The following is a 14,324-nucleotide window of genomic DNA, read 5'->3' as shown; positions in this document are numbered from 1 at the left end:
TTAGAGCTTTTCCATCGGCACACCGCCGATAAGCATGAGGCGGACTTTGCCCGCTGAACCGAAGTCCACGGTGACCGTTGCGCGTGCACCGGTTCCGGAGGCCTCGATGACCGTGCCCAGCCCGTACTTCGCGTGGTTGACGCGGTCCCCTACAACTAAATTGAGATGGTTATTCTTCGGCATTGATGTGGCCGAAGCTGGCCTCCGCGTGCGCTGCGAAGGGGAAGACGTAGCGCCTCGCGAGCCCGAGCCGCCTTGGCCGCCTCGTCCTCGGGAGCGGAAAAACCCGCTGTCCGAGCCAAAGCTGCGTCCATAGTAGTAAGAGTCATCTCCACCCCACGCGCTGGACAGAGAGCTGTTTGGTTCTTCACGGCGCCAGTCGATGAGGTCCTCCGGGACCTCGGCGAGGAAGCGACTGGCCGGGTTCGTCACTGGGTTACCCCACGACGAACGAAGAATCGCGCGCGTGAGGTAGAGCTGCTCCCGAGCGCGGGTAATGCCCACGTAGGCGAGGCGGCGTTCCTCACTCAGCTCTTTCGGGTCACCCAAAGAGCGCATGTGCGGGAACTGGCCGTCCTCCCAGCCGGTCAGGAAGACCACTGGGAATTCAAGGCCCTTTGCGGTGTGCAGAGTCATCAGTGTGACGACTCCGGATTCGTGGTCCGGAATCTGGTCCGCGTCCGCCACGAGCGAGACTTTTTCAAGGAAGGCCTGCAACGAACCCGGCGCGGCTTCGCCCTCCGCAAGCTCAGGAGTCTCCTGCGCATCCGCGCCCGTAAACGCCATCTGGTTGGCTGCCTCTGAACTGAATTCACGAGCCACGGACACCAATTCGTTGAGGTTATCCAGACGGGCCCCGTCCTGCGGGTCGTTGGAATTTTCGAGTTCGGCGCGGTAGCCGGTGGCATCAAGCAGCGCATTCAGCAGCTCTCCTAGGTCGGGCTGGCCGGTGACCTCATTGGTCATGCCCGGCAGCTGTTCACGCACGCCGTCCATCATCTCGTTAAATTTGCTCACCGCATTAACTGCGCGTGTTCCCAGCCCAGCGACTTGTCCGTCCGCAGCGTCCCGCAGAGCAGCCCCAAAGCTAACGCCAAGGTTTTCCGCGTGGAGAGCAATTTGTGCTTGGGCCTTGTCACCGATAGCGCGCTTAGGCACATTGATAATGCGGCGGAGGCTCACCGTGTCATCTGGGTTATCCATAATGCGCAGGTAAGCCACGAGGTCTCGAATCTCACGGCGTTCATAGAAGCGTGTTCCGCCTACCACCTTGTAGGGAATGCCGGAACGTACGAACACATCCTCAAGCGCACGGGAAGCATTATTCGTGCGGTACATGATCGCAATATCGGAATAGGACTTCCCCTTATCCGCAAGAGAATCGATTTCAGAAGCGATATAGCGAGCTTCATCGTGCTCGTTATCCGCCACGTAGCCCACAATCTGCTCGCCTTCGCCGTGTGCCGTCCATAGATTCTTCTTGCGGCGGCCCTCGTTCTTGGCAATGACAGCATTCGCTGCGTTCAAAATGGTTTGGGTCGAGCGGTAATTTTGTTCCAGAAGAATCGTGTGCGCTTGCGGGTAATCACGCTCGAATTCTTGGATATTACGGATCGTGGCCCCGCGGAAGGCATAAATAGACTGGTCCGAGTCACCCACCACGCACAATTCAGGAGCATCGTGGGGAAGCTCTCCCCTGCCCACCAAGGCAGATACGAGTGCGTACTGCGCGTGGTTGGTGTCCTGGTATTCGTCGATAAGCACATGCTTGAAGCGGCGACGATAGAACTCCACCACCTGTGGGTGCTGGTTGAAAATGCGCACAACCTCACCAATGAGGTCATCAAAATCCACAGAGTTCGCTGCACGCAGGCGGCGCTGGTACTCCTCAAAAACCTTCGCCACGGTGAGTTCAAAGGGATTTTTCGTCTTCTCCGCTTCCGCACGTGCCTCTTCCGGGGAGATGAGTTCATTCTTGCGGTTCGAAATCTGATTAGCCAGAACGCGAGCAGAATACTTCTTGAGATCCAACTGCATATCTTTGGCAATCATGGTGAGCAACCGGCGCGCATCATCGCCGTCATAAATGGTGAAGTTCGTGTTCAACCCTGGCACGAGCTGCGCATTGTTACGCAAGATGCGTACACAAATGGAGTGGAACGTAGACACCCACATGCGCTCAGCCACCGGGCCGACAAGCTGGCCGACGCGCTCCTTCATCTCTGCAGCTGCCTTGTTGGTAAAGGTGATAGCGAGAATCTGCCAAGGAGCTACCCCGCGCGAGCGCATAAGAAAGGCAATGCGCCGCGTCAACACTGCCGTCTTGCCGGATCCTGCACCGGCAACAATAAGCAGCGGCGAGCCAGAGTGGGTTACGGCCTCTGCCTGCTGTGGGTTAAGTCCTTCCAGCAGTGGATCAACGCCCATTTCCGGCTCTTCTGGTTCCGGTTCCGGCTCCATTGGTGGCTCCGGCGGCAGACCAAACAAGGCATCGTCTGCAGCAGGTTCCGCAGGGGCAGGGCTAAAGGGTGAAGAGGTCCGTGGCGCGGATGAGCGAGGGCTAAAAGGAGATTCGTTGTTCATAATGCTCTCCAACCTACTAGCCCCGCCGGACATTCCCCCTAAACAACATGTCACCTGCACCAACCACGGAACCAACAGAATTGATTCCTTTTTGTATGGAGGGGTGGCAAAATCTGATGCCATGAGCGCTTCACATGCAGATTCTTCCTCCGCAAGCCTAAACCCAGAGCACCACAACCCCAACGTGGTCGATAACGGGCTTGACATCCGTATGCCGTCCGGTACGGACGATCCGTTGAGCGATGCCGAGATTCAACGCTACCGCGAAGAAATCAACCGGCTCGACCGTGTCATTCTTGACGCTATCAAGCGCCGCACCGATATTTCGCGCACAATAGGTAAGACTCGCATGAGCTCCGGCGGTACGCGCCTAGTTCATACCCGCGAGATCGCCATTCTCAACGAGTTCCGTGATGAGCTCGGTGAGGAAGGCCCCTCCATTGCCTCCGCTCTGCTCCGATTAGGTCGCGGCAAGCTGGGCTAGACCCGCCGAACAGGACCACTCAACCATGAAAATTCTCTCTCGCATTCTCTCTACAGTCACCGCAGCTGCCATCGCTGTGAGCCTCTGGGCTCCTGCAGCACACGCCCAGATGGGCTTGGCGCAGCTCAGCTCAGGGTCATCGCAGCTTGATATAGGTGGCCTCGCTGATGCCATTGCTCCCAAAGGGGATGGCAGCATCACGCTTCCAGGAAACCTGCAGCCGGAGATTTATGTCTCCGATCGGAATGCTGCTCAGTACTTCACCAACGCTGGACGCGTCGAGCCTGGATCTGCAATCTACAACCACGACGAACAGAAGAAATGCTCTGCAGGTCATATTGTGGGCGATGGGCACAACGTTTTTGTTGTCACCGCTGGGCACTGCGGCAATCCCGGACACCGCTTCTTTTACCGTGACCGCGCGGGGAAACCAGTGTTTTTCGGTCAGATGACCGTAGAGACCAAGAACACCAACCGGGACGGTTATATCTCTTCACCTGACATCGGTCTCATTCAGATCACCAACCCCGCCGCGGAGTACTCCGCGACACCAGCGCTCAATGGCAAGGTCAATGGTTGGTTGTCCCTCGAACAAGTCGATCGGATAAAGCCAACCATCTGTCGCATTGGTGCTACCCGCGGGTACTCCTGCGGCAATTACCTCACTGCGAAACCAGAGATTGGCGCCTTCTTCTTCGGAAACGACGGCTACTTCGGTGATAGTGGCGGGGCAGTCTATGCGCTCATTGATGGTCAGTACTACCCCGTGGGTATCTACTCCGGCTCTCTGACCACAGATAACCGGATTACGATGGCTATGGAATTAGGTCACATCATGAATCACTTCGGGCTCAAGGTCTATTCCTAAGAATCAGCCCTGCGTTTAGGGCCACTGTGAGGATCCGCCACCTCGCCAACTGTGTAGTCACACACTCACACTTGTCGGTGTGCCCGTGGACAGCTGCGGACTGCTCCCCAACTGAGAACGGAGGCGTTCAGCATGCGCTAAGCTCACGGCATGCGCCTTCCCTCCCGCCTCGCGGCTTCTCTCCTCGCCATCACCTCCGCTGTCGTGCTCAGCGCCTGCGGCAGTTCTTCTTCCACGGTCGCAACGATTACCACGACTACGCTGAACCTTCCGGGTGCAGGCGCCGGTCTGGAGGGCGGCGGCGCCCCTGATAATGAGCAGCACCCCGATACGCAGGCCTCGGAGAAAGGCTCGGACAAGGTCCTCGATGGCGACGCGCTGTGGGATAACACCACCGAAATTCCCCAAGCCGAGCGTCCAGAGCCGCGCGTTGACCTAGCCCAGCCGGAAGCGGCCGAATACTTCATGACGGCAGGAGTGCTGACCCCGGGTGTTGCAATCTACAACCTCGAAAATAGCGGACGCTGTTCCGCAGGCCATTTTGCGGGCGACGGCCAGCGCCTCTTCATCCTCACCGCAGGCCACTGCGGCGATAAAGGCGATACGTTCTATTACAACGACAGCGCCGGAAACCGCGTCAAAATTGGTGAGATGGTCCTAGAGGCGCGCAACACCAACACCGAACACATTAACTCCGCCGATATCGGCCTAATCGAAGTATCTAATCCTGCAGCCAAGGTATCCACATCCCCGGCTCTCAACGCACCGTTGATCGGATGGATGAGCCTTGACGAAGTCGACCTGGCACACCCCACCATCTGCCGTGCTGGCTCCACGCGAGGGGTTTCTTGTGGTAACTATCTTGGGCGAGATGCTGACCAGGGGTTGTTTGCCTTCGGTAACGACAGCGACCGTGGAGACAGCGGCGGCCCCGTCTACGCCGTCATCGATAACGAGCTCTACGCCGTGGGCGTCATGTCATACGTCGTTGATGAGCCCAATAATCAGGAAGCCGGCGCCATGGAAATTGGCAACACAATGCAGCATTTTGGTCTTACCCTCTACATCTAACTCCCCCAGCAGCATCGCACGTTCTGGACTACGGTGGAAACAGTAAGTTTCCTGTCTGCTACCTGCCAGAAAGGCTTTTGCAATGGACATCACCGCACAGCCACAATGGGCCGCGCTCACCTCTCTTTTTGAGAGCAAGAAGGACCTCAATTTGCGCGAGCTCTTCGCCAACTCTCCTTCCCGCGCCACCGACTACTCCTTCGACGCCGCGGGCCTGCATGTGGATCTGTCAAAGAACCTCATCGATGAGGACGTCGTGTCCAAGCTCGTGGACCTCGCCCGCGCCGCGGACGTCGAAGGGCGCCGCGACGCCATGTTCGCCGGTGAACGCCTCAACAACACCGAGGATCGCGCCGTACTGCACACCGCGCTGCGCTTGCCTGTGGAGAAGGACTTGAGCGTTGACGGCCAGGACGTTGCTGCCGACGCCCACGAGGTGCTCGGCCGCATGCGCGACTTCGCCACCGCACTGCGCTCCGGCGCGTGGCTGGGGCATACAGGCCACACCATCAAGAAGGTCGTCAACATCGGCATCGGCGGCTCTGACCTGGGCCCCGCCATGGCCGCCAAGGCCCTGCGCTCCTACGAGGTAGCGGGCATCAGCGCAGAGTTCGTCTCCAACGTTGACCCGGCGGATCTCGCCGCGACTCTCGACGGCCTCGACGCCGGCTCCACCCTCTTTATCGTGGCCTCCAAGACTTTCACCACCCAGGAAACCCTGGCCAATGCTCATGCCGCGCGCCGCTGGCTCATCGAGCAGTTTGATGGTGATGAGTCGGCCGTCGCCAAGCACTTCGTTGCAGTCTCGACCAACGCGGAGAAGGTCGCCGAGTTCGGCATCGATACCCAGAACATGTTCGGTTTCTGGAACTGGGTAGGCGGGCGCTACTCCGTCGATTCCGCCATCGGCCTGTCCCTGATGTGCACCATCGGCCCGATGGACTTCATGCGCTTCCTCGAAGGCTTCCATGCCATGGATGAGCACTTCCGCACCGCACCCCTGGAGCAGAACGTGCCGGTCCTGATGGGCCTGCTCGGCGTCTGGTACTCCAACTTCTTCGGCGCGCAGACCCACGCGGTTCTGCCCTACTCCGAGGACCTCGGGCGCTTCCCTGCCTACCTGCAGCAGCTCACCATGGAGTCCAATGGCAAGTCCGTGCGTCGTGATGGCACCGCAGTCAGCGCCGGTACCGGGGAGATTTACTGGGGCGAGCCAGGCACCAACGGCCAGCACGCTTTCTTCCAGCTCATGCACCAGGGCACCCAGCTCATCCCGGCGGACTTCATCGGCTTTGCCCGCCCGAAGGAGGACTTCCCCACTGCAGATGGCACCGGCTCGATGCATGACCTGCTCATGGGCAACTTCTTCGCACAGACCAAGGTCCTGGCCTTTGGCAAGACCGCTGAAGAAATCGCCGCCGAGGGCGTGGATGAATCCCTCGTTCCGCACAAGGTGATGCCGGGCAACCGTCCTACCACCACCATCCTGGCGGAGGAGCTCACCCCGCAGACCCTTGGCGCACTCATCGCGCTCTACGAGCACATCGTGTTTACCCAGGGCATCATCTGGGATGTCAATTCCTTCGACCAGTGGGGCGTGGAGCTGGGCAAGCAGCAGGCCAATGACCTGGCACCGGCTGTCTCCGGCAAGGAGGAGGCCGCATCCGGCGACGGTTCCACGGATGCTTTGATTGGCTGGTACCGCAGCCACCGTTAAGCACTGCTTGGCGACGTCTCCCCCCCCGGCCGAACGGTCGGGGGATCACCCGTTTTTAACGGGCAATCGACGTGTGGGATCGCCAACGCCGCGGAGGCCTTGTGGGGGCGTCCGCGTGGGCGGTGTGGTGCTTGGGGGTTTAGCCTGGCCGGGGGAGGTTGTTCTGGGCTTGTTGGTAAGCCGCCTGGGCAGTGATCGGTTCTGCCCAGGGTGGGATGTAGCCTACTTCGCCGCGGAGGCGGAAGACGTAGCCGGCACCGGTGGGTTTCTCCGGGTCATCATCGTTAATACCGTTGTGGTAGGCACACAGCATCGTTAGATTCGGCGGGTCGGTGGTACCTCCTGCTTTCCACGGCACTAGGTGATGCACGTGGGCATAATCAGCCGGTTTATTACAGCCTTTCCTGGCGCAGGTGGGGTGCTCGGCACTGGCCATGATGCGCTGCTCGAACCCGGCCAAGCGTTTCATTCGGTGCAGCCATACCGGCCCGATGGTGGGGTGGATGAGGGTGACGTAGCCGATCTCAGCAAACTTGTAGTTCAAAAACTGCGTGCCGGTCATACGCCCACCATTGGTGAGCTCGAGGACGATGTCATCCCCGTCGCCGGAGATAATCTTGTCGAGCTTGTCTAAGGTTACGACCACGCTGGTGAATACGGCGGGTTTGGTTCCGCCGTGGGACTTGTTGAAGAAGACCTGTTTGGTTGCTTCCAACAGATTGTTCTGGTTGAGAGATTCTAGAACGCCGCGCATCTCGGTGACGGTCATGGGGTCATCGGTAATGGTGAGTGAATGCGGACCATCAGCACGGTAGGTCATGCGCACCCCAGGTTTCGGCACACGTTTAGGCTTGAGTTCTTTTAAGCGCTTGGCTGCTACGGCTGGGATGTTTGGTGCTGGGGTGCCGGCAAGCTTGAGGCGTAGGTTCCAGGCATGCAGCTGATTGTTGAGTTTCTTGGTGTAGGACTCAATCAAGCTTAATGTGGCTAAGTCGTGGCCTTGCTCTGCGGCCCGGCTACGGGCTTGTCGTTGTTTACCAGTGAATTTCGTGGCGCCGAAGTAAATGTGGTTTAGGCGTGCTAGTTCGGTGGCATCGGCAGGCGAAGCGCCGAGTGCGCGTAAACGTTTCTCGCCTCCTACCGCTTGTTTCACTAGTGTGATCCCCGAGTTGCGGTAGGAGAAATAGGTCTCTAAATCCCCCATGACCCAGAACACTAAAGCACTCTCACCAACCCCGCAACCGGAGAGAGAATCGTTAGAGCTTGATCATCGACTCCCAGCCGAAGGGGATCTCATCAGAATCGACGATCTTGCGGCCGAACGGGAAGCACGTCACCGGGATCATCTTCAGGTTGGCCCAGGCAACCGGAAGGCCCACGATAGTCACGGCCTGGGCCGCTGCGGTGGTGACGTGACCGATGGCTAGCCACAGGCCAGCGACCAGGAACCAGACAACGTTGGAGAACCGCGACATGCCACCAGTACCCTTGACCGGCTGAATGACGGAGCGCCCGAAAGGCCACAGCGCGAAGTTCGCCATGCGCATCGAGGCCACGCCCGCAGGGATGGTCACGATGGGGATGCAGGCCAGGATGCCCAGAAGGAAGTAGCCCAGTGCAAGGACAAGGCCACCAGTTGCCAACCAGATGATGTTAAAAATGATCTTCATACATCCCAGCCTAGCGGCGCGGCTGGCAGTGCGGGCACCACCAGATGACGCGCTCCAGCTCGCCTTCGTCGCCGCCGGCATCCACTCCGCCCAGCATGGCCTTCTCAATGAGTGTGCCGCAGCGCCGGCAACGCTGACGGTTGCGTCCGAAGACATACGTCGTCTCCCCTGCCCGCTTCACACCGGTGGTCACGCGCACCGGGGAATCGCGGTTGGCCCAGATGAGGCGGCGGGAGAGGGTGAGGATATGGGGGACGTCGACAAGCGCTACCGGCGTCGCTGGATGAACGCCGGCCAAGAAGCAGATTTCGGCGCGGTACTCGTTGCCCAAGCCCGCCACGTTGCGCTGGTCCAGGAGGGCCGCACCGATGCTGCGCTCAGGGCGGGACTCGATGCGGCGGACAGCTTCCTCGAATCCACCCTCTAGCCACTCGGGCGCGAGGATGTCGGGGCCCAAGTGCGCCATGCGCTGCTCAAACTCGCGGGCGGGGAAAACCTCGACCAGCCCTAGCCAGTGCCCCACCAACTCGATGTCGCGCGGGGAGTTCTCTAACTGCAGCACCACGCGCGCGCTGTGGCCCGGCTTGCGCCAGCGGTCCCCGGCGTAGTGGATGGCCCACGTGCCCTCCATCTTAAGGTGGGTATGCAGGATGAGCTCGCCACCAAAATCCATGAAGAGGTGTTTGCCATAAGGCCAGACTTCCTCGCACACTAGCCCGTCAAAGCGCACGGTGGCATAGCGGGGCACGCGCAGGGATGAATAGGTCACGCGCCGGTCTTCTATGAACTGCAGACGGTTGGACAGCTGCAGAACGGAATCACCCTCTGGCACAGTAGAACCTCCTCACCGAACGGGTGCCTACTCTACCGGTGCGTCCTTTCCCACACCGAATGCCAAGGAGGCGGAGAGTGTTCTAAATCTCGGCGGCGAATAATTCGCCGACACAGGCGAAACGCCGATGAAGAGCAATCAGCGTCGGCGTCGACGCGGGCGGAAGCCGCCGGGACTGCTGGGCGCAGATGGTGGGTCGTTAGGCTCAGAGGAGTCCACGGGGTCGTCGAAAGTCAGCTCCTCTATGGCGTCCACAGCGCGGCGCCCGCCTCGGAGCAGGGGACGGTGCGGCTCGGAGGAGCGCGCGTCCTCTCCAGGTTCGCCGTGCTGTCCTGCACGGCTGGAAGAAGAAGTGTGTGCGGAGCCGCTCATGCGCACCCCCTTCGGGGTTAGCGCCGCTCCCAAGGCGCGCAGTTCGCCGGCAAGCTCCGACTCGAAGATGGGCCGGCCGTTGGCCTTCTCAATGACGAGCTTGCTCAAACGCCCAGAAGCCACAAGTTCGTTGAGGCCGTTAAGAATCGCAGTCAATACCTCAGCGCGCTCGATGCCTTCCGGCAGTGCTGTCAGGAAGGTCGTGAGCGTCTTGCCGCCGCGGGTCAGGTGGGCTACGGGCAGGCCATCCATGAGTACGACGAGTGCACCGGCGGCACGGGTTGGACGGGCTGCAGAGTCGGGGCCGTCGGAGGGCGGCCAGGATAGCGCAGCACCATACGGGTTCGCCGGGTCCGTGGCAGCCAACACATAGGTCTGCAGCTCGCGGGTACCGGACGGCCAGCCGGTGACGTCGGGCGAATCTGCCAGCCCGCGCAGGCGGTCGATGACCGCTGGCGTGGAGAACTGCGCGGCGCCCAAGCCCTCAATGACGTAGCCGCGCATCGCCTTGCCGGACTCCTCGAAGCCAGAGAGCACCTTGTAGGCCAAGGCGAAACCGCCCAGGACATCCTCGGCCACCACAGAACCGCGGGTAAGCACGCCATAACGGTCCAGCCAGGCCTCGCCGTGCGCGATGGAACGCGAGGTTGCGTCCGTGGCGGCTGGAACGGACAGCGACCAGCGTCCCACCACGTCGGGCGCGGTTGGTGTACCGGAAGCATTGTGTGCTTGCGCAAAGGACGTGCGCCCCATGCGCAGGCGTGAGCGCGAAGGCCGGCGCTTGGCCCGGTGTGCTGCCCGCCCAGCGCGTCCGCCTGCGGCCAAGTGGGCTCGGATGGGTGCGAAGGAATCAGGGCTAACCAAGCCTGCCTCCACCAGTCCCCAGAGCGCCTCCCGGACCTCCTCGGGCGTGCCGCTAAGCTGCGGTTGGATATCGGAGATGAGGTAGCTACCGCCGCCCTGCAAGGCCGCGAGCAGCTGAGTCTGCAGCAGGGACGGGCCAGCCTCCTCCTCGGAGACCTGCGGGGCCAACTGTGCGGCATAATCCACCGGCAGCAGCATGATCCACGGGTCGTTGGAGCCGGCCTTGCCGGCGCCGAGGATAAGGACCTCGCCGCTGGCGGTGAGCTCATCGAGCATGGTCGGCGAATAATCCCCTACCCGTGCTGGCAGGATGAGGCTCTCCCACACCGAGGCTGGCAGGCGCACCCCAGCTAGCTGCTCGATGACGGCGAAGACGCCGTCCACCCCGCGCAGCACGGGACGCCGGCCCACCGCGGCCACCTGCTGCCAGTCCGGAAGGAAGCGTCCAAAAGCCGCGGGCGAGACCGGCTGCGTGGCCGCCCGCGCGGCCGCCAGCGAGCGCGAGCGGATGACCTTGAGCACCTCTGCAGCGCAGTACTCTTGCTCCTCCACACCCTGCCGGTAATGCCCGGCCAGGATGGAATCCAGCCCCTTCAGCGTCGAGTGCGCCACCGCGGCCGAGAGGCCAAAGGCGTCCTGCACATCGCGCGCCACAAACGGCCCACGCGTGCGCGCCCAGCGGCTAACCAGCTGGTCCACGGCGTCGGTAATCGTGGCCTGCTGGGCGGGGATGCCGGGTGGGACGGGGATGCCCAGGCCGTCGCGAAGCAGCGGCGCATCGAGTGCTTGGGCCACATGCTCGCGGCCGTTGATGCGTACCCGCATAATCCGCGCACCGAGCGCATCGAGTGCGCTCAATGGCACCGTGGCGTGCGCGCCGAATTCCTCGACCGGGATGGGACCGAGCACGCGCAGCAGGTCCGCGACCTCCTCGGTGGTGCGCGCCTGTCGTTCCGGGATGGTGCGCTGCAGCTGGGCGTGGACTTCGGCGATAACGTCGGCGTCGAGAAGCTCGCGCAGCTCCACCGTTCCCAAAAGCTTCGCCAGCAACGCCGGGTCCAAGGCCAAGGCCGCCGCGCGCTTTTCCGCCAGCGGCGAATCCCCCTCATACATGAACGCGCCGGTGTAGTTAAACAGCAGCGAGGACGCAAAGGGCGAGGGCTGTTCCGTGGTGACCTCCGCGATGCGAATGCGGCGGTGCGCCAGCTCCCGCATGACCTCCGTCAGCGCCGGCAGATCGTAGACATCCTGCACGCACTCGCGCACGGTCTCCAGGATGATGGGGAAGGAGGGGTAATTGCGGGCGACGTCGAGAAGCTGCTCCGCACGCTGGCGCTGCTGCCACAAAGGCGCGCGCTTGCCCGGATTGCGCCGCGGCAGAAGCAGCGCTCGCGCCGCGCATTCCCGGAAACGCGAGGCAAAGAGCGCAGAGTTTCCCACCTGCTCGGTGACAATGTCCGCTATCTCATCAGCATCAAACAGGAACAGCGAGGCGTCCGGATCCGCCTCCCCCTGCGGCAAGCGCAGCACGATGCCGTCATCGCCCGCCACGGCCTGCGCATCCATCCCGGTACGCTCCGCCACGCGCTGGCCCACCGCCAGCGCCCACGCCGCATTCACCGGCCGGCCAAACGGGGTGTGCAACAGCACGCGCCAGTCCCCTAGCTCATCCGTGAAGCGCTCCAGTAGCAACGTCTTCTCATCCGGGATGAGCCCGGTGGCCTCGTCTTGCTCCCTGAGGTAGGCCGCGATGTTGCGCCGCGCGTTCTCATCCGCATCCCGCACCACCGACGGATCGGCGTATGCCTCCCGCCGAAACGCCCCCAGCGCCTTGCCCAACTCATAAGGCCGCCCGGCCTGGTCGCCGTTCCAGAAAGGCAAACGACCGGTGTGTCCCGGCGCGGGTGTTACGAGCACCTGGTCACGCGTAATCTCCTCCACGCGCCAGCTCGTCGCACCAAGGGTGAAGACATCCCCCACCCGGGTTTCATAGACCATCTCCTCATCGAGCTCGCCCACGCGGCGCGGCGCAGAACCGGCTTCACCAGTTCCCACCAGGAAGACCCCGAACATGCCGCGGTCCGGAATGGTGCCGCCGTTGGTCACCGCCACGCGCTGCGCGCCGGGGCGCGGGGTAAGTACGCCCGTCACGCGGTCATAGACCACCCGGGGTTTGAGCTCCGCAAAATCCGTCGAGGGGTACACGCCGCTGACCAGGTCAAGAACGGAATCGAAGACCTCGCGCGCTAGGTCCTTATAGGGCCAGGCACGGCGCACGGTGCCATACCACGTGTCGGCGTCGAGTCCCTCGCGCGTGCCCGCGCTTGCCGACGCCACCACCGCCGCCACCGTCTGCTGCGCCAACACGTCCAACGGGTTGCGCGGGGCGTGCATCTCCTCAATGAGGCCCTCCTCCATGCGGGCAACGATGAGTGCTGATTGCACGAGGTCCGCGCGGTGCTTGGGATAGAAAGAACCGTGGGAGACCGCGCCCACAGAGTGCCCGGCGCGGCCCACGCGCTGCAAGCCGGAGGCCACCGAGGGCGGCGACTCCACCTGCACCACCAGCTCCACCGCTCCCATGTCGATGCCCAGCTCCAGGGAGCTCGTGGCCACCACGGCCTTGAGCGTGCCTTCCTTGAGCATCGTCTCCGTCAGCGCGCGCTCGTCCTTGGACACTGAACCGTGGTGAGCGCGGGCGATGACGGCAGGTGCCTTACCGGCGACGTCAACCTGTTTCATCAGCTGGGCCGGGTCGCGCCGGGTGGCCGGGCTCAAGGACTCCGGATCGTGCTCCTGGGCATAGAGCTCGTTGAGTCGGCTGGTAAGCCGCTCGGCAGTCCGCCGCGAGTTGACGAAGACAAGGGTGGAGCGCTGCTCCATGATTTCAGCGTAAAGCTCTTCTTCGATGAAGGGCCAGATGGATTTCGCTGTGGGCAGAGCGGAGTCTCCTGGCCCGCTCTCTTCCCCGCGTTGCGAGTGTAGGCGCAACGTGTCTTGAGGGCCTGCGGTGATGCCAAGGGGGTCGTCGACAGTAGCCTCCCCGATGGGCGAGCCCTGTTCCGGGGTGGGCAGGTCCGACATGTCTTCCACCGGCACGTGGACATCAAGCTGCCAGCGCTTCTTGGCGGGCGGGGCGATGATATCCACGGGACGGTCACCGCCCAAGAAGTTGGCAACAGCGCTCAGCGGACGCACCGTAGCCGACAGCCCAATGCGCTGGAACTCACCCGCGATAAGCCCGAGGCGCTCCAAAGTCAGGGCCAAGTGCACGCCGCGTTTGGTGCCGGCGAGCGCGTGAATCTCATCGATGATGACGGTATCCACGGTCTTCAGGATTCCGGCAGCCTTCGAGGTGAGCATAAGATAGGCCGATTCCGGCGTGGTGATGAGGATGTCCGGCGGCTTGCGCACCTGGCGGGCGCGTTCGGCTTGCGGGGTATCGCCGGAGCGCACGCCGACGGTGATATCCGGAACGTCGAGACCTAGGCGCTCAGCGGTGCGGGCAATACCGTTGAGCGGGGCGCGCAGGTTATTCTCCACATCTACGCCCAAAGCCTTGAGTGGGGAAATGTAGAGCACTCGTACACCGCCATGAGCGCCCTCACGTGTTGGTTCATTGCTCAGTGGAAGCGCGGTCTGGCCCTCGCGCTCTACCAAAGAATTCAACGCCCACAGAAAAGCCGCGAGCGTCTTACCAGAGCCAGTCGGTGCCACCACGAGTACATTGTCACCTGCGGAAATGGCCTGCCAGGCTTCCTCCTGAACGGGGGTGGGGGTAGCGAAAACGTCCGCGAACCAACCGGCTACCTGCGGGCGGAACTTCGCCAGAACGTTTTTGGGCATGCCCTACTGTAGCGCGC

At 62.1% G+C, this 14,324-nt stretch carries 9 protein-coding genes; 4 read left to right on the top strand and 5 right to left on the bottom strand.

Annotated features, from left to right (window positions below):
* Positions 1 to 2,583: a DNA helicase PcrA gene (gene pcrA, locus I6J26_RS10000; protein ID WP_115021459.1), complete on the bottom strand. Its 2,583-nt coding sequence runs from the start codon at positions 2,581 to 2,583 to the stop codon at positions 1 to 3.
* Between the two features lie 121 nt (positions 2,584 to 2,704).
* Between pcrA and I6J26_RS09995 the strand changes: the two genes are divergently transcribed.
* The 4 genes from I6J26_RS09995 to pgi all read left to right on the top strand — a co-directional run bounded on the left by I6J26_RS09995 (position 2,705) and on the right by pgi (position 6,723).
* On the top strand, positions 2,705 to 3,067 hold the full coding sequence (locus I6J26_RS09995) for a chorismate mutase (RefSeq protein ID WP_115024247.1): 363 nt from the start codon (positions 2,705 to 2,707) through the stop codon (positions 3,065 to 3,067).
* Between the two features lie 25 nt (positions 3,068 to 3,092).
* Complete coding sequence (locus tag I6J26_RS09990) at positions 3,093 to 3,935, top strand: hypothetical protein (protein ID WP_115021458.1); 843 nt, start codon at positions 3,093 to 3,095, stop codon at positions 3,933 to 3,935.
* A 150-nt stretch (positions 3,936 to 4,085) separates the two neighbouring features.
* Positions 4,086 to 5,006 (top strand): trypsin-like serine protease, encoded by a 921-nt coding sequence (locus I6J26_RS09985; RefSeq protein ID WP_070672456.1) that lies wholly within the window; start codon positions 4,086 to 4,088, stop codon positions 5,004 to 5,006.
* A gap of 82 nt (positions 5,007 to 5,088) precedes the next feature.
* The gene (gene pgi / locus I6J26_RS09980) at positions 5,089 to 6,723 is read left to right on the top strand and encodes a glucose-6-phosphate isomerase (protein WP_115021457.1); all 1,635 of its coding nucleotides are present in this window, start codon (positions 5,089 to 5,091) and stop codon (positions 6,721 to 6,723) included.
* Positions 6,724 to 6,862: 139 nt separating this feature from the next.
* Here pgi and I6J26_RS09975 read toward each other — a convergent pair whose 3' ends face one another.
* The 4 genes from I6J26_RS09975 to I6J26_RS09960 form a co-directional block, all read right to left on the bottom strand.
* Positions 6,863 to 7,927: an HNH endonuclease signature motif containing protein gene (locus I6J26_RS09975; protein WP_239121771.1), complete on the bottom strand. Its 1,065-nt coding sequence runs from the start codon at positions 7,925 to 7,927 to the stop codon at positions 6,863 to 6,865.
* A 52-nt stretch (positions 7,928 to 7,979) separates the two neighbouring features.
* The gene (locus tag I6J26_RS09970; RefSeq protein WP_070672447.1) at positions 7,980 to 8,393 is read right to left on the bottom strand and encodes a YccF domain-containing protein; all 414 of its coding nucleotides are present in this window, start codon (positions 8,391 to 8,393) and stop codon (positions 7,980 to 7,982) included.
* A gap of 10 nt (positions 8,394 to 8,403) precedes the next feature.
* Positions 8,404 to 9,225 carry a DNA-formamidopyrimidine glycosylase family protein gene (locus I6J26_RS09965; RefSeq protein ID WP_115021455.1) on the bottom strand — a complete coding sequence of 274 codons (822 nt, stop codon included), beginning with the start codon at positions 9,223 to 9,225 and terminating at the stop codon, positions 8,404 to 8,406.
* A 138-nt stretch (positions 9,226 to 9,363) separates the two neighbouring features.
* Positions 9,364 to 14,307 carry a DEAD/DEAH box helicase gene (locus I6J26_RS09960; RefSeq protein ID WP_115021454.1) on the bottom strand — a complete coding sequence of 1,648 codons (4,944 nt, stop codon included), beginning with the start codon at positions 14,305 to 14,307 and terminating at the stop codon, positions 9,364 to 9,366.
* Between the last annotated feature and the right edge of the window lie 17 nt (positions 14,308 to 14,324).

It is taken from the genome of Corynebacterium minutissimum (genome assembly GCF_016889765.1).
In the GTDB taxonomy this organism is placed as follows: Bacteria; Actinomycetota; Actinomycetes; order Mycobacteriales; family Mycobacteriaceae; genus Corynebacterium; species Corynebacterium minutissimum_B.
Note: the sequence above shows the minus strand (reverse complement) of the source record. Positions and strands in the feature narration are given on the sequence as shown.

Coding starts and splice junctions, on each gene's coding strand:
- pgi (WP_115021457.1), top strand. CDS start 5,089: ATGGACATCACCGCACAGCCACAATGGGCCGCGCTCACCTCTCTTTTT.
- I6J26_RS09970 (WP_070672447.1), bottom strand. CDS start 8,393: ATGAAGATCATTTTTAACATCATCTGGTTGGCAACTGGTGGCCTTGTC.
- I6J26_RS09995 (WP_115024247.1), top strand. CDS start 2,705: ATGAGCGCTTCACATGCAGATTCTTCCTCCGCAAGCCTAAACCCAGAG.
- pcrA (WP_115021459.1), bottom strand. CDS start 2,583: ATGAACAACGAATCTCCTTTTAGCCCTCGCTCATCCGCGCCACGGACC.
- I6J26_RS09985 (WP_070672456.1), top strand. CDS start 4,086: ATGCGCCTTCCCTCCCGCCTCGCGGCTTCTCTCCTCGCCATCACCTCC.
- I6J26_RS09975 (WP_239121771.1), bottom strand. CDS start 7,927: ATGGGGGATTTAGAGACCTATTTCTCCTACCGCAACTCGGGGATCACA.
- I6J26_RS09990 (WP_115021458.1), top strand. CDS start 3,093: ATGAAAATTCTCTCTCGCATTCTCTCTACAGTCACCGCAGCTGCCATC.
- I6J26_RS09960 (WP_115021454.1), bottom strand. CDS start 14,307: ATGCCCAAAAACGTTCTGGCGAAGTTCCGCCCGCAGGTAGCCGGTTGG.